Origin of the sequence: Thermomonas haemolytica, assembly GCF_004346265.1 — a bacterium.
GTDB lineage: Bacteria > Pseudomonadota > Gammaproteobacteria > Xanthomonadales > Xanthomonadaceae > Thermomonas > Thermomonas haemolytica.
Genome location: NZ_SMAP01000006.1, coordinates 96,362 through 113,341, shown reverse-complemented (window position 1 = coordinate 113,341; position 16,980 = coordinate 96,362). Strand labels below are relative to the sequence as shown.

Below are 16,980 nucleotides of genomic sequence, written 5' to 3'. Positions count from 1 at the left end.
GGGGGATGCGATGCCGAACACGATCCGGGTGCTGCTCGTGGACGACCACGAGGGCTTCATCAACGCGGTGCTGCGCCACATGCGCAAGCATCCGTGGGTGGAGATCGTGGGCACCGCGGCCAACGGGATCGAGGCGGTGGCGCGCTCGGAGGCCCTTCGCCCCGACGTGGTGCTGATGGACCTGGCGATGCCGGAAATGGGCGGCTTGCAGGCCACGCGCCTGATCAAGGCCCAGGACGCGCCGCCGTTCGTGGCGATCGTCAGCCATTTCGACGACAACGAGCACCGCGAGCACGCCCAGCGCGCCGGCTGCGATGCCTTCATCAGCAAGCTCAACTACATGCAGGAAGTGCTGCCGCTGCTGGAGCGACTGGCGGACGGGCAGGCCGCTGACGAGGGCCGCGCATGAGCGAATCGCGGATCCTCGTGGTCGATGCCGACGACGCCCGCACCGAGCGGCTGGCGACGCTGCTGGACTTCATGGATTTCACCCCGCGCGTGGTGGTGGACGCGGCCGACCTCGACCTTTCCAAGGCCCGCGCCAGCGACTGGGTGGCGGTGATCGCCGGCGACGTGGGCGATCCCGAGGCCTGGGACGCCTTCGTCCACTGGCTGGCCGGGCAGCCGCTGCATCCGCCGCTGATCGCCCTGCCCGACCACGGCGACGACGCGGGCTGGCGCCGGCACATCCACCCCGACATGGTGTGGCCGCTGGCCTACCCGATCCGCCGCAACCAGCTGCAGGACGTGCTGCGCCGCGCCAGCATCAAGCGCATGGACGACGATGCCCGCCGCGAGCTGCCGCAGGTGGGGCCCACCGGCCGCAGCGCCGCCGTGCTGCGGCTGAACCGGATGATCGACCAGGTGGCCCGGTTCGACACCACCGTGCTGATCCTGGGCGAATCCGGCACCGGCAAGGAGGTGGCGGCGCGCGCCATCCACGCGCGCTCGCCGCGCCGGGACAAGCCGTTCGTGGCCATCAACTGCGGCGCGATCCCGCCGGACCTGCTGGAAAGCGAGCTGTTCGGCCACGAAAAAGGCGCCTTCACCGGCGCCCTGACCCAGCGCAAGGGCCGCTTCGAGATGGCCGAGGGCGGCACCCTGCTGCTGGACGAGATCGGCGACATGCCGATGGCGATGCAGGTCAAGCTGCTGCGGGCCCTGCAGGAACGGGTGTTCGAGCGGGTCGGCGGCGGCACCGCGATCCCGTGCGACGTGCGGGTGGTCGCGGCCACCCACCGCAACCTGGAAGCGCATATCGCCGAGGGCAAGTTCCGCGAAGACCTGTTCTATCGCCTCAACGTGTTCCCGATCGAGATGCCCGCCCTGCGCGAGCGCAGCGACGACCTGCCCGACCTGGTGGCCGCGATCACCCGCCAGCTGGCGGAGTCCGGCCGCGGCCGGGTCAGCCTGACCGCCGAGGCGATCGCCGCCCTGCAGCACTACGACTGGCCGGGCAACGTGCGCGAACTGGCAAACCTGCTGGAGCGGCTGGCGGTACTGAACCCGGATGGCCGGGTGGGGCTGGACGACCTGCCGGCGCGCTACCGCGCGGCGGTCCCGGCCGATTTCAGCCTGCCGCCGCCGGTGGACGAAGCCCCTGCCATTGCGGTCGTGCCCAGCCCGACGCCTGCCGCCAGGCCAGCGCCCGCGAGTGCCGCCGCGCCGGCACCCCCCGCATCCCCCGATCCAGCCACCCTCTCGCCGCTGGTGTCGCTGCCCGCCGGCGGCCTGGACCTGCGCCAGCACATCGCCGAGATCGAGAACGAGCTGATCCGGCAGGCCCTGCAGCAGACCGGCGGGGTGGTCGCGCATGCCGCCCCGCTGCTGGGCCTGCGCCGCACCACCCTGCTGGAGAAGCTGCGCAAGTACGGCATCGCCCGCAGCGGCGACGCCGGGCCGGAGGACGACGCGCGGGAATCTTGACGCATCCGCGGCACGGGTTTTGCTTGAGGTTGGCCAGACCCGTTTCCTTCCGATGCCGAGATGACCGACGCCATCAGCTCGATCCTCTCCCAGATCCGCGCCCACGAGCTGCGGACCCAGGGGGCCCTCGCCGGGGCCGCCGGCATGCCTGGCGTGGGCGGACTGGGCGGCGCCGGGCCGGCGGGGGATGCCGCGCCTTCCAATGCCATCGGCGGGGTGCGGCCGGCCGGCTCGGACTTCCAGCAAACCCTCAACAACGCCATCGATGGCGTGAGCAAGGCGCAGAACGACGCCGGTGCACTCCAGCAGGCGTTCGAACTGGGCGATCCGCGCGCCGACCTGGCGCGGGTGATGGTGGCCATGCAGCAGTCGCAGGTCGCGTTCAAGGCCGCCGTGGAAGTCCGCAACCGCCTGGTCCAGGCGTACCAGGAAGTGATGAACATGCCGATCTAGCCGGGCGCGGGCCGTGCCTGACGCCGCCCCCTCCTTCCGCACCTTAATTCCGTCCTTCGAGCTTCCCCCCGCCCCATGAGCGCCATCGCCCTCCCCAAGACCCCCGACGACCTGAAGAAGCTGGGCCGCCTGCAGGACATCCCGCTGGTGCGGCAGCTGCTCACGCTGGGCACGGTGGCGGCGGCGATCGCGCTGGGCCTGTGGCTGTTCTTCTGGACCCAGAAGCCGGCTTACACCCCGCTGCCGGGGCTGGACGCCAAGACCGCCAACGAGGCGCGCGACCTGCTGCGCAATGCCCAGGTGCCGTTCAAGATCGACCCGGCCACCGGGCTGCTGTCGGTGCCCGAGGACAAGCTGGGCGAGGCGCGCATGGCCTTGGCCGGGGCTGGCCTGGGCACCGGCGACGGCAAGGGCTTCGAGGCGATGGAAGGCGACCAGGGCTTCGGCACCAGCCAGTTCGTGGAGAACGCGCGCTACCAGCACGCGCTGGAAACCGAGCTGGCGCGCACCATCACCAACCTGCGCCCGGTGCGCGAGGCGCGGGTGCACCTGGCGCTGCCCAAGCCCTCGGCATTCACCCGCCAGCGCGAGCCGGCCAGCGCCTCGGTGGTGCTGCAGCTGCAGAGCGGGGCCAGCCTGGAGCCGGGCCAGGTGGACGCGATCGTGCACCTGGTGGCCTCGTCGATCCCGGAACTCCCGCCGGGCAACGTCACCGTGGTGGACCAGTTCGGCCGCCTGCTCTCCAACCCCGACCCCGACAGCGATGCGGCCATCGCCGCCAAGCAGTACGAACAGCAGCGCCGCCAGGAGGCCGTGTTCGCGCAGCGCATCCAGGCCCTGCTGGAGCCGATCACCGGCCCCGGCAAGGTACGCGCGCAAGTGAGCGTGGACATGGATTTCTCGCAGACCGAGGAAGCGCGCGAGGTCTACGGCCCGCAGGCCGGTCTGGTGCGCAGCGAGCAGGTGTCCGAAACCGGCACCCAGGTCGCCACCACCAACACCAGCGATGCCGGCGGCAGCGGCGGGCCGGCCCAAGGCGTGCCCGGCAGCGCCTCCAACACCCCGGGTGCGGCGCCGCAGGCCGGCGGCCCCGGTGGCAACAGCAGCGCCACCAATTCCAACAGCGGCAGCAACAGCCGCAGCGCGGTCCGCAACTACGAGATCGACCGCACCCTCACCCACACCCGCAAGGCGCCGTCGCAGATCCGCCGGATCACCGCCGCGGTGCTGGTGGACAACATCGCCGGGCCGCCCGGCAAGAACGGCAAGCCCACCGAGCGCGCGCTGACCGCGAACGAGATCAGCCGCATCCAGACCCTGGTGCAGCAGGCGATCGGGTTCGACAGCCAGCGCGGCGATGCGGTCAGCGTGGTCAACTCGCCGTTCGCGCGCGACACCGTTGCCGACAACGCGCCGTCCGCGCCGTTCTGGGAGGACCCGCGCGCCCGCGACCTGCTGCGCACCCTGCTCGGTGGGATCGCGCTAATGCTGGTGATCTGGTTCGTGCTGCGGCCGGCGTTCCGCGCCCTGACCACGCCGAAGGTCGCCCTGCCGCAGGCGATCCCCGAGGCCCTGCTGGTGGAACAGGAAGGCGGGCAGATGCCGCATCCGGCCCTCACCCAAGAGCAGCAGGCGGCGCGCAACAGTTTCGAGGAAAAGATTCAGGCGGCCCGCTCGGCGGTGAACAGCGACTCCAAGCGGGTGGCGGCGGTGGTGCGTGACCTGGTGAACTCCGATGGCTGAATTCGCTCTCTCCGGCGTGCAGCGCGCGGCCGTGGTCCTGCTCTCGCTGGGCGAGCAGCAGGCCGCGGAAGTGCTCAAGCACATGGGCGCCAAGGAAGTCCAGAAGCTGGGCGTGGCCATGACTTCGGTCGGCAACGTCTCGCGCGAGGAAGTCGAGAAGGTGATCGACGAATTCGTCACCACCCTCGAGCGTCCCAGCCTCGGCAGCGGCGCCGACGAATACGTGCGCGCGGTGCTGGTGCAGGCACTGGGCGAGGACCGCGCCAGCAGCCTGATCGACCGCATCCTGATGGGCCGCAACACCACCGGCCTGGACACCCTGAAGTGGATGGAGCCGCGCGCGATCGCCGACCTGGTGCGCAACGAGCACCCGCAGATCATCGCGATCGTGCTGTCCCACCTGGATCCCGACCAGGCCGCGGAAGCGCTGAAGTTCCTGCCCGAGCGCGTGCGCTCGGACGTACTGGTGCGGATCGCCACCCTCGATGGCATCCCGCCGCACGCGCTCAACGAGCTGAACGACGTGATGGCCAAGCAGTTCGCCGGCAACCAGAACCTGAAGTCGTCCACCATCGGCGGCGTCAAGGTCGCTGCCAACATCCTCAACTTCATGGATGGCGGCATGGACGAGAAGATCCTGGAGGCGATCGCCCAGATCGACGAACCGCTGACCGGCAAGATCCGCGACCTGATGTTCGTATTCGACAACCTCGCCGACATCGACGACCGCGCGATCCAGACCGTGCTGCGCGAAGTCGCCGCCGACAAGCTGGCGCTGGCGCTGCGCGGCGCCGACCCGAAGGTGAAGGACAAGATCATCAGCAACATGTCGCAGCGCGCCGCGGAAATGCTGGTGGAGGACATGGAGGCGCGCGGCCCGGTGCGGCTGGCCGAGGTCGAGGCGGCGCAGAAGGAAATCCTGGCGATCGTGCGCAAGATGGCCGATGACGGCACCATCCAGCTGGCGGCCAAGGCCGAGGTCTTCGTATGAGCGCGGCGGTGCGCTGGTCGGCTCCCGAGCTGGTGCCGCCGCCCCCGCCGCCGGAGCAGCGCGGCCTGCCCAGCGTCGAGGAGCTCCAGGCCATCGAGGAAGCGGCGCGCGCGGAAGGCTACGCGCGCGGGCACGCCGAAGGCCTGGCCAGCGGGCAGGCGGAGATCCGCCGCATCGTGGCCCAGATGGAGGGCATCCTGGACGCGTTCACGCGCCCGCTGGCGCGCCTGGACGCGGAAGTCGGGGATGCCCTGGGCGCATTGGCCGTGCGCATCGCCGGCGCCCTGCTGGGGCGCAGCTACGCCGCCGATCCGGCGCTGCTGGCCGCGCTCGTGCGCGAGGCGCTGGAGATCAGCGGCAGCGAAACCCGCCAGCTGGAACTGCGCCTGCATCCGGACGACATCGCCATGCTCACCCCGCACCTGCCGCCGCTGGACGGCGTGCGGCTGGTGCCCGACCTCACCCTGGCCCGCGGCGACCTGCGGGTGCACGCCGACAGCGTGCGGATCGACGGTAGCCTGGCCGCGCGCCTGAATACCGCGCTGCAGAGCCTGGCCGGGGAGCACGCATGAACGCCCGCCGTCCGTCGCCCCTATCCACGGCGCACTTGCGGAGTGGCGTGAAAAGGCGCTGGATATGCACGCCGGGACGTGATCCGCAGCGCAACATGGACGTGATCGATTCCGCGTTCCGGGCGGGAGGCCACCGATGAGCATCGCCGCCGCGCAATGGAATGAAGCCCGCAGCCTGCGCCTGGCTGCGCGCCTGCGCGCGGCCGACCCGCGCCTGGAAGCGATGGGCATGGTCCGCGAAGGCGTGTTGCGGCGCGCGGTGGGCCTGACCCTGGAAGCCACCGGCTGCAGTGCCCCGCTGGGCGCACGCTGCAGCGTGGAGACCAGCGGCGGGCGCTGGGTGGATGCCGAGGTGGTCGGCTTCGCCGGCGACCGCACCTTCCTGATGCCCACCTCCGACCTGTCCGGACTGCTGCCGAATGCGCGCGTGATCACCGGCTCCAGCCGCGGCGAGGTGGCGGTGGGCGAAGGCCTGCTGGGCCGCGTGATCGACAGCGACGGCGTTCCGCTGGACGGCCGCCCGCCGCTGCGTGCCGAGGATTTCGTCGGCCTGGCCGGCACCCAGATCAACCCGCTGATGCGTGAGCCGATCACCCGCTCGCTGGACGTCGGCGTGCGCGCCATCAACGCCCTGCTGCCGATCGGCCGCGGCCAGCGTGTCGGCCTGTTCGCCGGCTCCGGCGTCGGCAAATCGACGCTGCTGGGCATGATGACCCGCTACACCGCCGCCGACGTCATCGTGGTCGGGCTGATTGGCGAACGCGGCCGCGAAGTGCGCGATTTCGTGGAAAGCACGCTGGGCCCGGAAGGATTGCGCCGCGCAGTGGTGGTGGCCGCCCCGGCCGACCGCCCGCCGCTGGCGCGCCTGCACGGCGCCCTGCGCGCCACCGCCATCGCCGAATGGTTCCGGGATCAGGGCTTGCATGTGCTGCTGCTCATGGACTCCCTCACCCGCTTCGCCCACGCCCAGCGCGAGATCGGCTTGTCGGTCGGCGAGCCGCCTACCACCCGCGGCTACCCGCCGTCGGTGTTCGCGCGCCTGCCGGCGCTGGTGGAGCGCGCCGGCAACGGGGCCGATGGCCGTGGGTCGATCACCGCGTTCTACACCGTGCTGACCGAAGGCGACGACCAGCAGGAACCCATCGCGGACGCCGCCCGCGCCATTCTCGACGGCCACATCGTGCTCACCCGCCGGATCGCCGACGCCGGCCTGTACCCGGCGATCGACGTGGAAGTGTCGGTCAGCCGCGTGATGCAGGACATCACCGACCCGGCCTGGCGCGCCCGCATCCGCCGCCTCAAGCAACTGATGGCGGCCTACAACGCCCAGCGCGACCTCATCGCCATCGGCGCCTACCAGCGCGGCAACGACCCGGTGGTGGACGACGCCCTGGCGCTGTGGCCGCAGATCCTGCAGTTCCTGGCCCAGGACGTCACCGAATCGGCCGACGTGGAAGCCAGCCGCAATGCCCTCGCCCGCCTGCTCGACGGGACCCCGGAGATCGCACAATGACCCGCTCGCAACGCCTCGACCCCCTGCTGCGCGTCACCCAGCAACGCCAGGACGCGGTGGCCAGGCAACTGGCCGAGCGCGACAAGGCGCTGAACGAGCAACAGCAGCGGCTGGACCTGCTGAAGCAGTATGCCGACAGCTATTCCCCGGCCCCCGCCGGCAGCACCCTGGCCCCGGCGATGCTGGCCAACCACGTGGCGTTCCGCGCCAAGCTCGACGTCGCCCTGCAGCAGCAGGCGCAGGCGGTGGATGTCTCGCGCCAGAACCGCGAGATCGAGCGTGCCCGCCTGCTGCTGGCCAGCCGCGACAACAAGGTGCTGGAACAGCTGGCGGCCAGCTACCGCAGCGAGGAACAGCGGGTGGCCAGCCAGCGCGAACAGCGCGAGCTGGATGACCTCGGTGGCCGCCGCGTGCGCGCCGCGCGCGAGGCGGGCGAACCGTGATGGGCGAAGCCGCCAGCCTGCCGCTTCCCACCGGGCCGCTGGCGCTGATGGCGGCGGCGGGCAAGCTGCCGGCCGGCGAGGCCGCTGGCGATGACGCGCCGGTGGCCGGTGCGTTCCAGCTGTTGCTGGAGGCCGAGCCCTCGGCGCAGGCTGACGCAGCAGCGGCCAACCCGCCCGCGCTGGCCGCGCCCGGCAAGCACCAGCCCGCGAAACCCGGCGCATCCGCCGCTGCCGAGGCAGCGCCCGACGACGTGGCGCCGATGATGGCGATGCTGGCGCAGATGCCGGGTTTGCCGGCCGCCGCCGCACCGGCTGCTGCCACGCCCTCCCTGCCTTTGCCGGATGCGCTGCCGGCCGGCCCTGTCACCTCCCCGCAGGCCGTGCCGGACGCGCTTACCGCGCTTGCCACCCGCCCATCTGCGCCGCCCGTGCCGTCCACGCAGCCCGACTTGCCCGGGCTGCGCCGGGATGCCGTCGCCGATGCGGTCGAGGCCGCCCTGCGGCCGGTCGTGGCCGATGGCACGGAGTCCGCCAGCACCCCGGCACTGCCCGCGTCCCTGCGGGATGCGGCCGCCGGCGGTGACGGTTCCGCCCGCCGGCGGCCGCCGATCCTGCGCACCGCCTCGCCCGGGATCATCCCGCCCGCGCCGACGGATGCCCCGCGCCTGCCGGCGGCCACGGCGGGCAGCCTGCCGGCCAGCGCCCTGTTCGAGCTCCTGCGCGGCGGCGGGGCGTCGTCCTCCAACCGCGGCGCGACCGGCGGCGAGATCCTCGTGGCGGCGGCCACTGTCGCCCCCACGGCAGCCGGCCCTGCCGGTGCAGCCCCGGCACCGGCGCCCGGGAGCGATGCGGCAGTCCCCCTGCCGCTGCCGCCGGGCGTGCCCATGCCGTGGCTGCCCGCGGCGGCAAACGGGCCCGCCATGCCGACCCCGCCCGCCCTCCAAGCGGAGACCCCGCCCCCGGCGCTGGCGGCCATCGCCCCGGCATCGGCCACGGTGGCCGCATCCGGCCCGCTGCCGGCCTCCAGTGCAGCGTCCGATCCGCTCGCGCTGATGCAGGCGCTGGAGACCGCCCCGGCAGCGCCGCGTACCGCCGCCTCAGAGGCCGGCAGCGGCGAGGTGCCCAGCCTTGGCACCCTGCACTTCCCGGCGATGCTGGCCGCCACTGCGCAGCACACCACGCCCACCACCGCGCCCACGCCGGCGGCAGTGGCCGCGCCGCTGGCACAGCCTGCCGACCCCGCCACCGGCTATGACGACAGCCTCGGCGACCATCTGGCCTGGATGGCGGCGCAGAAGCTGGGCCACGCCCAGATCCGGGTCGCGCCGGAGCATCTGGGCCCGATCGACATCCGGGTGCAGGTGGACGGCCGCGACGTGCGTGCCGAGTTCCACAGCCCGCATGCCGAGGTCCGGCAGGCGCTGGAATCCAGCCTGCCGCGCCTGCGCGAGCTGCTGGGGCAGCACGGCCTGCAGCTGGCGCATGCCGGCGTCGGCCAGGGCCAGGCGCAGGCGCAGGGGCGGCGTGGCTCCGCCGCCGGCGCCACGGGTGCCGGCAGTACGGCGGAGGGGGAACCGGCGACGACCACGCCGCGGCCGCCGGAATCCCGTCGCGGCCGCGGCCTGCTCGACGAATACGCCTGACGCCGGCGTTCTGGCCCCGCTGCCCCGGGCGCGTCCCGCCCGTCGCGGTCCGGTGGATGGCGCCCGTTTGCCGCAACGGGCGGCCGCTGTCGGCCGCGCCTGCGTCCCCGCCGGGCGCTTGCCGGTCCGCCTGCGGCATGGCGTTTGCATGATGCAGGCCAACGCCATTCCAAGGACGAATCACCCGTGGCAGCTCCCGCAAAACCGGCCCCGGCCACCGCTGCGCCCGCGGCCAATCCGCCGCCGAAGAAATCCGCAAAGCTGCTGTGGATCATCCTGATCCTGGTGGTGCTGGCCGGCGGTGGCGGCGGCGCGGCATTCTTCTTCATGAAGCCGGCGCACTCCGGGCCCAAGCCGCTGCCGCCGGCGCAGTACATCGCCATGGACCCGGCCTTCGTGGTCAACCTGGCCGATGCCGATACCGTGAAATACCTGCAGGCCGACGTGCAGCTGCAGACCCGCGACCCGGAAACCGCCGCTGCGATCGCGCTGCACACGCCGCTGATCCGCAACCGGCTGCTGCTGCTGTTCGGGCAGCAGACCTCGCAACAGCTCGTCGGGCGCGCCGGCAAGGAACGCCTGCAGGCGCAGGCGCTGAACGAGGTGCGCTCGGTGCTCAAGGCGCAGCACGCCGCCGACAAGGTGGATGCGCTGCTGTTCACCAGTGTCGTGATCCAGTGACCGGGACGCCGCGATGAGCTCCGACCTGCTCAGCCAGGACGAGATCGACGCCCTCCTCCACGGCGTCGACAGCGGCGTGGTGGATACCGAACCACCGCCCGCCCCAGGCGAGGTACGCGCCTATGACTTCGCCACCCAGGAACGCATCATCCGCGGCCGCCTGCCGACCCTGGAGATGGTGAACGAGCGCTTTGCGCGGACCTGGCGGATCGGCCTGTTCAACCTGCTGCGGCGTTCGGCCGACCTGTCGGTGCGCGGCATCGACATGGTGCGCTTCGGCGAGTACATGCACTCGCTGCACGTGCCCACCAACCTCAACCTGGTGAAGATGAAGCCGCTGCGCGGCACCGCCATCGTGATGTTCGAGCCGCGCCTGGTGTTCACCGTGGTGGACAGCTTCTTCGGCGGCAACGGCAAGTACCACACCCGGATCGAGGGCCGCGAGTTCACCCCCACCGAGATGCGGGTGATCCAGCTGCTGCTGAAGCAGACCTTCGCCGATTTCACCGAGGCGTGGGCGCCGGTGATGCAGGTGGAGTTCGAATACCTCAATTCCGAGGTCAACCCGCACTTCGCCAACATCATCAGCCCGCGCGAATACATCGTGGTCTGCCGCTTCCACGTGGACCTGGAAGGCGGCGGCGGCGAACTGCACCTGGCCCTGCCGTGGGCGATGCTGGAGCCGATCCGCGAACAGCTGGACGCCGGCGTGCAGAGCGACCGGGTCGAGAAGGACGAGAGCTGGACGCGCGCGCTGCGCGCGCAGCTGCAGGACGCCGAGGTGGAACTGAGCAGCGTGCTGGCCGAGCGCCAGATCAGCCTGCGCGAACTGAGCCGGCTCAAGGTCGGCGACGTCATCCCGCTGGACATCCGGCAGGAGGTGCCGTTGCAGGTCGAGCACCTGCCGCTGTTCTCCGGTGAATTCGGCGTCCACAACGGGCGCAACGCGGTGAAGATCACCGCGGTGCACACACTTCGTTCCAACCAGGATTCCCAGGCCAAGCCATGAGCACGACCGAAAACGACCCGACCCGCGCCGCCTTCGAGCCGCTGACCGCCGAGGCCGGCACCGGCAACGGCAGCGACCTCAACCTGGAGGTCATCCTCGACGTCCCGGTCTCGCTGTCGCTGGAGGTCGGGCGCGCGCGCATCCCGATCCGCAACCTGCTGCAGCTCAACCAGGGCTCGGTGGTGGAACTCGAGCGCGGCGCCGGCGAACCGCTGGACGTGTACGTCAACGGCACCCTGATCGCGCAGGGCGAGGTCGTGGTGGTCAACGACCGCTTCGGCGTGCGCCTGACCGACGTGGTCAGCCCGGCCGAACGCATCAAGCGCCTGCGCTGAGCCGCCGCCATGCAGGACGCCACTCCCGCCTCCGCCGCGCAGCCCGTTCCGGCCGCACCGGCCGCAACACAGCCGGCCGTGCCACCGCCGCGCCCGGTGCAGACCCATGCGCTGGCGCTGCAGCCTGCGCATGCCCCGGCTGCACCCAGCGCCGCCGGCACCATCGGCGGCACCCTGTTCGCGCTGGCGCTGGTGATCGGCCTGATCTTCGGCCTGGCCTGGCTGGCGCGGCGCATGCCCGGCTTCGCGCTGGCGCGCCACGGCGGGCTGCGGGTGGTGACCTCGCTGGCGCTGGGCGCGCGCGAACGCCTGCTGGTGGTGGAAGTCGGCAGCACCCAGCTGCTGCTGTCCAGCGGTGCCTCCGGCACCCGCCTGCTGCACACCCTCGAGCAGCCCCTGCCGGACGCCGTGCCGGCCCCCGCGGCGGCCTCGCCGTTCGCGCAGGTGCTGGCCCAGCATTTCAGGAAGAAGGCATGAACCGGCACTCCCCCGCCCCTGCGGCCGGCGCCTGGCGGCGCGGCCTGCTGGTCCTGGTCGCACTGGTGCTGCTGGCCTGCGCGGTGCCCGCGCTGGCGCAAACGGCGGCATCTGCCCCGGCCGCCGCCACCGCGCCGGCCGCGGGTGCGCCGCTGCCGGACCTGCCGGCGGTGACCGTGGGGCAGATCGGCAAGGAGCCGGTCAGCATGCCGATGCAGGTGCTGCTGCTGATGACCGGCATCACCCTGCTGCCGGCGCTGCTGCTGGGGATCACCGCATTCACCCGCGTCATCATCGTGCTCAGCCTGCTGCGGCAGGCGCTGGGCACCGGGCAGACACCGTCCAACCAGATCCTGCTGGCGCTGGCGCTGTTCCTCACCGCGATGATCATGCAGCCGGTGCTGGACCAGGCCTGGACCGCGGGCATCGCGCCCTATCTGGACCACCAGATGGATTTCCGCAGCGCCTGGGCCGCGGCATCGGCGCCGTTCCGTGCCTTCATGCTGGCGCAGGTGCGCGAGAACGACCTGATGACCTTCGCCGGGATGTCCGGCAGCGGCCCCTATGCCACCCCGCAGGACGTGCCGTTCGGCGTGCTGGCGGCCTCGTTCCTGACCAGCGAGCTGAAGACCGCGTTCGAGATCGCGTTCCTGATCTACATCCCGTTCGTGATCATCGACCTGGTGGTGGCCAGCGTGCTGATGTCGATGGGCATGATGATGCTCTCGCCCATGCTGATCTCGGCCCCGTTCAAGATCCTGCTGTTCGTGCTGGTAGACGGCTGGGTGCTGGTGGTCGGCTCGATCGCAGGCAGCTTCAATCCGATATGACCGCCGCGCCGACGCCCACCTCCCGGCGCCGCCCGCTTCCCCACGGAGCCCCCGCATGACCCCCGAAATGGCCCTTTCGCAGATTTCCCAAGGCCTGCAGCTGGCGCTGCTGCTGGGCGCGCCGCTGCTGCTGGCGGTGCTCGGCACCGGCGTGGTGGTCGGCATCCTGCAGGCCGCCACCTCGATCAACGAGCCCACCGTGGCCTTCGTGTGCAAGGTCGGCGCGCTGGTGGCCACCCTGGCGCTGACCGGGCACTTCCTGCTGGGCCGGCTGGTCTCGTTCACCACCGAGCTGTTCCAGCAGATCCCGCACCTGATCGGCTGAACGCGGCCGTGGACACCGTCACCCTGACCACCGCCGACGGGTTGAACCTGTTCGGGATGCTGGCGACGGTCCTTTGGCACTCCATCCGGATCGGCGCCGCCATGCAGGTGCTGCCGGCGATCGGCGGCAAGGGCGTGCCGCGGCGCGCGCGCATGCTGTTCACCCTGGTGCTGGCGGCCGCCCTGTCGGGGATGTTGCCGGCCCCGCCGCCGGCCGCGGTGGATGCCGCCACCGCCCTCAACGTGCTGCGCGAATTCGCCATCGGCCTGTCCATCGGGCTGCTGATCAAGCTGGCGTTCGAGGCCGGGATGCTGGCCGGGCAATTCGCCTCGCAGGGCATGGCGCTGTCGTTCGCCACCATGGCCGACCCTGCCAACCAGACCCAGGTGCCGGTGCTGTCCACCTGGTTCTACCTGATCTTCGGGCTGGTGTTCTTCAGCCTGAATGCGCACGTGGCGCTGATCCAGCTGCTGGCCGACAGCTACCGCGCGCAGCCGATCGGCAAGCCGCTGGCGGACCTGTCGCATTTCCTGTCGGTGCTGCCGGCGTTCTTCCCGGCGGTGCTGCGCGCGGCGGTGCTGATGTCGCTGCCGGTGACGGTGGCGATGCTGGCGGTGAACACGGTCATGGGCGTGCTGTCGCGCGCGGCCCCGCAGTTCAACCCGATCCAGATCGGCATGCCGGTGGCCCTGCTGGTGGGCCTGGCCCTGCTGGTGGTGCTGGCACGCGAGTTGCTTGATCCAGTGCAGGCGTTGTTCGGGCAGGCATTCGAGGCCGCCCGCGCCGTCACGGATTGAGACGATGAGCGAAGCCGCCGATCGCGAAGACCGCACAGAAGCCCCGACAAGCAAACGCCTGGAAGATGCCCGCAAGCGCGGCGACGTGCCGCGCTCGCGCGAGCTGGCCAACGTGGCGGTGCTGGGCGCCTCGGTGGTCTCGCTGCTGGTGATGGGGCCGGGGGTCGCGCGTGCCTCGCTCGGCTGGATGCACGACGCGCTGGCGTTCGACCCGTCGCTGGTCGGGCACCAGGACCGCCTGCTGGCGCACGCCGCCAGCCTGCTCGGCGGCCTGGTGCTGCCCACCGTCCCGCTGGTGGCGGTGGCACTGGCCGCCTGCTTCATCTCCCCGGCGATCATGAGCGGCCTGCGCTTCAGCGGGCAGGCGCTGCAGCCGAATTTCGGCCGCCTCAACCCGATGGCCGGGCTGGCCCGCATGTACAACCGCGAAGGCCAGGTGGAACTGCTGCGCTCGCTGCTGCGGATCCTGCTGGTCGGCGCGGTGGGCTACTGGGTGGTGCATCGCGCGCTGGTGGCGATGCCGTCGCTGCAGCAGGAATCGGTGGAACACGCGGTGGCCGACGGACTGGGCTTCATGCTGCACGCGCTCGCGGCGATGGTCGGCTCGATGGCCCTGCTGGCGGCGATCGACGTGCCCTACCAGCGCTGGTCGTGGCGCGAGAAGCTGAAGATGACCAAGCAGGAGATCCGCGACGAGTTCAAGGAAAGCGAGGGCAACCCGCAGGTCAAGAGCAAGATCCGGCAGATGGCCATGCGGATCGCGCAGCAGCGGATGATGGAGGCGGTGCCGAAGGCCGACGTGGTGGTGGTGAACCCGACCCATTACGCGGTGGCGCTGAAGTACGAGCCGGGCAAGATGCGCGCGCCCAAGGTGGTGGCCACCGGGGTGGACGAGATCGCGCTGAAGATCCGCGAGATCGCGCAGGCGCACCGGGTGGCGCAGGTCGAGGCGCCGCCGCTAGCGCGCGCGCTGTACCGCCACGCCAAGCTGGACCAGGAAATCCCGGCCGCGCTGTACGCGGCGGTGGCGCAGGTGCTGTCGTACGTGTTCCAGCTGCGCCGCTGGCACCCGAAGCACGGGCCGATGCCGCGCCTGCCCGCGGTGACCCTGGACCCGGCGCTGGATGACGGGCAGGCGCCGCGATGAGCACGCTGCCCAACGACCGCCCGCAGTCCGGCGCACTGGCCGCGATCAGCCACGCCGTGCGCACCGGCGCCGCCGCCCCGGTGGTGGTGCTGGCGATGCTGTCGATGGTGGTGGTGCCGCTGCCGCCGTTCCTGCTGGACGCGCTGTTCACCATCAACATCGGCCTGTCGCTGATGGTGCTGCTGGCGGTGGTGTACGTGCGCCGGCCGCTGGAGTTCTCGATCTTCCCCAGCGTCCTGCTGATGGTCACCCTGCTGCGCCTGTCGCTGAACGTGGCCTCGACCCGCGTGGTGCTGCTGCACGGCCACCAGGGCGGCGCGGCGGCCGGGCACGTGATCGAATCGTTCGGCAACTTCGTGGTCGGCGGCAGCTATGCGGTCGGCATCGTGGTGTTCGCCATCCTCACCATCATCAACTTCGTGGTGGTGACCAAGGGCTCCGGGCGCATCTCCGAGGTGTCGGCGCGCTTCATCCTCGACGCCTTGCCCGGCAAGCAGATGGCGATCGACGCCGACCTCAACGCCGGCCTGCTGACCCGCGACGAGGCCAAGCTGCGGCGCGAGGAAGTGCGCAACGAGGCCGACTTCTACGGCTCGATGGACGGCGCCAGCAAGTTCGTGCGCGGCGACGCCATCGCCGGCCTGCTGATCCTGGCGATCAACCTGGTCGGCGGCGTCCTGATCGGCATGCTCCAGCACGGCCTCGGCTTCGGCGAGGCGATGCAGACCTACACCCTGCTGGCGATCGGCGACGGCCTGGTGGCGCAGATTCCGGCGCTGCTGGTGTCCACCGCGGTGGCGATGCTGGTGACCCGCGCCACCCGCGAGCAGGAAATGGGCGATGCGGTGAGCACCCAGGTGTTCGGGCAGCGCCGCGCGCTGACGGTGGCCGCCACCCTGCTGGGCCTGATCGGGCTGGTGCCGGGCATGCCCAACCTGCCGTTCCTGCTGCTGGCCGGCGCGCTCGGGTTCGCGGCCTGGCGCATGCGCGACCCGGGCGAGGCCAGCCCGCAGCCCGCGGCGGAAGCGACCGCCGCCAGCCCGGGCGGCACCGCGCTGGCGGAGCTGAGCTGGGACGAAGTGGCGCCGGTGGAGCCGTTGGGGCTGGAAGTCGGCTACAAGCTGATCCCGCTGGTGGACAAAAGCCAGGGCGGCGAGCTGCTGACCCGTCTCAAGGGCGTGCGCCGCAAGCTGACCCAGGACCTCGGCTTCCTGATCCCCGCGGTGCACGTGCGCGACAACCTGGAACTGGCCGCCGGCCAGTACCGCATCCTGGTGCACGGGGTGCCGGTGGCCAGCGGCGAGCTGTACCCCGACCGCATGCTGGCGCTGGACCCGGGCCGGGTGTTCGGGCGCCTGGACGGCATCCCGGGCAAGGACCCGGCGTTCGGGCTGGACGCAGTGTGGATCTTGCCGGGCGAGCGCGCGCACGCCGAATCGCTGGGCTATACGGTGGTCGATGCCGGCACCGTGGTCGCCACCCACCTCTCGCACGTGGTGCGCGAACGCGCGGCCGAACTGCTGGGCCACGATGAAGTGCAGCAGCTGCTGGCGAGCGTCGGCAAGGCGTCGCCCAAGCTCGTCGAAGAGCTGACACCGAAGCTGCTGCCGATGTCGGTGGTGGTGAAGGTGCTGCAGTCGCTGCTGGCCGAGAAGGTGCCGCTGCGGCAGATCCGGCGGATCGTCGAGGCCCTGCTGGAGCACGGCATCCACACCCAGGACCCGGCCACCCTGACCGCCGCCGTGCGGGTCGCGCTGGGGCCGTTCATTGTTCAGGAACTCGTCGGCATGGCGCAGGAGGTGCCGGTGTTCACCCTGGCCCCGCAGCTGGAACGCATCTTGCAAGATTCGGTCAACGGCCAAGGGGCCGCGCTGGAACCCGGACTCGCCGAGCGTTTGCACCAGAGCCTCAGCGAGTGCGTGACCCGTCAGGAGCAACGCGGCGAACCCGCGATCCTGCTGGTCCCGGGCGGGATCCGCGCAGCCATCTCGCGGCTGGTGCGTCACAGCGTTCCGCAGCTGTCGGTCCTGGCGTATGGCGAAGTGCCGGAAGACAAACGGTTGCGGTTGCTGGGTGCGATCGGATGACGGGCGTG

The 16,980-nt window shown here is 71.5% G+C and carries 18 protein-coding genes; all 18 read left to right on the top strand.

From position 1 onward, the window contains the following. Positions 1-10: 10 nt before the first annotated feature. Positions 11-409 carry a response regulator gene (locus EDC34_RS08780; RefSeq protein WP_114960415.1) on the top strand — a complete coding sequence of 133 codons (399 nt, stop codon included), beginning with the start codon at positions 11-13 and terminating at the stop codon, positions 407-409. Further along, the gene (locus EDC34_RS08775) at positions 406-1,926 is read left to right on the top strand and encodes a sigma-54 dependent transcriptional regulator (RefSeq protein WP_114960414.1); all 1,521 of its coding nucleotides are present in this window, start codon (positions 406-408) and stop codon (positions 1,924-1,926) included. Before EDC34_RS08780 ends, EDC34_RS08775 begins: the two co-directional genes overlap by 4 nt. 60 nt (positions 1,927-1,986) lie before the next feature. Continuing rightward, the gene (gene fliE / locus EDC34_RS08770) at positions 1,987-2,379 is read left to right on the top strand and encodes a flagellar hook-basal body complex protein FliE (RefSeq protein ID WP_114960413.1); all 393 of its coding nucleotides are present in this window, start codon (positions 1,987-1,989) and stop codon (positions 2,377-2,379) included. Between the two features lie 75 nt (positions 2,380-2,454). Continuing rightward, the gene (gene fliF / locus EDC34_RS08765; protein ID WP_114960412.1) at positions 2,455-4,122 is read left to right on the top strand and encodes a flagellar basal-body MS-ring/collar protein FliF; all 1,668 of its coding nucleotides are present in this window, start codon (positions 2,455-2,457) and stop codon (positions 4,120-4,122) included. Beyond that, the gene (gene fliG, locus EDC34_RS08760; RefSeq protein WP_114960411.1) at positions 4,115-5,113 is read left to right on the top strand and encodes a flagellar motor switch protein FliG; all 999 of its coding nucleotides are present in this window, start codon (positions 4,115-4,117) and stop codon (positions 5,111-5,113) included. Before fliF ends, fliG begins: the two co-directional genes overlap by 8 nt. After that, positions 5,110-5,685 (top strand): FliH/SctL family protein, encoded by a 576-nt coding sequence (locus EDC34_RS08755; protein WP_114960410.1) that lies wholly within the window; start codon positions 5,110-5,112, stop codon positions 5,683-5,685. Before fliG ends, EDC34_RS08755 begins: the two co-directional genes overlap by 4 nt. Positions 5,686-5,821: 136 nt before the next feature. Continuing rightward, positions 5,822-7,198: a flagellar protein export ATPase FliI gene (gene fliI, locus EDC34_RS08750; RefSeq protein ID WP_114960409.1), complete on the top strand. Its 1,377-nt coding sequence runs from the start codon at positions 5,822-5,824 to the stop codon at positions 7,196-7,198. After that, on the top strand, positions 7,195-7,641 hold the full coding sequence (gene fliJ / locus EDC34_RS08745) for a flagellar export protein FliJ (protein WP_114960408.1): 447 nt from the start codon (positions 7,195-7,197) through the stop codon (positions 7,639-7,641). Before fliI ends, fliJ begins: the two co-directional genes overlap by 4 nt. Next, positions 7,641-9,284 (top strand): flagellar hook-length control protein FliK, encoded by a 1,644-nt coding sequence (locus tag EDC34_RS08740; RefSeq protein ID WP_114960407.1) that lies wholly within the window; start codon positions 7,641-7,643, stop codon positions 9,282-9,284. Before fliJ ends, EDC34_RS08740 begins: the two co-directional genes overlap by 1 nt. 186 nt (positions 9,285-9,470) lie before the next feature. Continuing rightward, complete coding sequence (locus tag EDC34_RS08735; RefSeq protein ID WP_114960406.1) at positions 9,471-9,965, top strand: flagellar basal body-associated FliL family protein; 495 nt, start codon at positions 9,471-9,473, stop codon at positions 9,963-9,965. 13 nt (positions 9,966-9,978) lie between these two features. Further along, on the top strand, positions 9,979-10,974 hold the full coding sequence (gene fliM, locus EDC34_RS08730; RefSeq protein WP_114960405.1) for a flagellar motor switch protein FliM: 996 nt from the start codon (positions 9,979-9,981) through the stop codon (positions 10,972-10,974). Next, positions 10,971-11,309 (top strand): flagellar motor switch protein FliN, encoded by a 339-nt coding sequence (fliN, locus tag EDC34_RS08725; protein ID WP_114960404.1) that lies wholly within the window; start codon positions 10,971-10,973, stop codon positions 11,307-11,309. The genes fliM and fliN overlap by 4 nt, the downstream gene beginning before the upstream one ends. Before the next feature lie 9 nt (positions 11,310-11,318). Further along, positions 11,319-11,786: a flagellar biosynthetic protein FliO gene (gene fliO, locus EDC34_RS08720; protein ID WP_114960403.1), complete on the top strand. Its 468-nt coding sequence runs from the start codon at positions 11,319-11,321 to the stop codon at positions 11,784-11,786. Next, positions 11,783-12,616, top strand: a complete 834-nt coding sequence (fliP, locus tag EDC34_RS08715; protein ID WP_114960402.1) for a flagellar type III secretion system pore protein FliP — start codon at positions 11,783-11,785, stop codon at positions 12,614-12,616. Before fliO ends, fliP begins: the two co-directional genes overlap by 4 nt. 55 nt (positions 12,617-12,671) lie before the next feature. Continuing rightward, a complete protein-coding gene (locus EDC34_RS08710) occupies positions 12,672-12,941 on the top strand; it encodes a flagellar biosynthetic protein FliQ (RefSeq protein ID WP_114960401.1) in 270 nt (89 codons plus the stop codon). Positions 12,942-12,949: 8 nt separating this feature from the next. Beyond that, positions 12,950-13,738, top strand: a complete 789-nt coding sequence (gene fliR / locus EDC34_RS08705) for a flagellar biosynthetic protein FliR (protein ID WP_240311099.1) — start codon at positions 12,950-12,952, stop codon at positions 13,736-13,738. Positions 13,739-13,742: 4 nt separating this feature from the next. Beyond that, the gene (flhB, locus tag EDC34_RS08700) at positions 13,743-14,885 is read left to right on the top strand and encodes a flagellar biosynthesis protein FlhB (RefSeq protein ID WP_114960400.1); all 1,143 of its coding nucleotides are present in this window, start codon (positions 13,743-13,745) and stop codon (positions 14,883-14,885) included. Then, positions 14,882-16,972, top strand: a complete 2,091-nt coding sequence (gene flhA, locus EDC34_RS08695; RefSeq protein WP_114960399.1) for a flagellar biosynthesis protein FlhA — start codon at positions 14,882-14,884, stop codon at positions 16,970-16,972. Before flhB ends, flhA begins: the two co-directional genes overlap by 4 nt. The last annotated feature ends 8 nt before the right edge of the window (positions 16,973-16,980 follow it).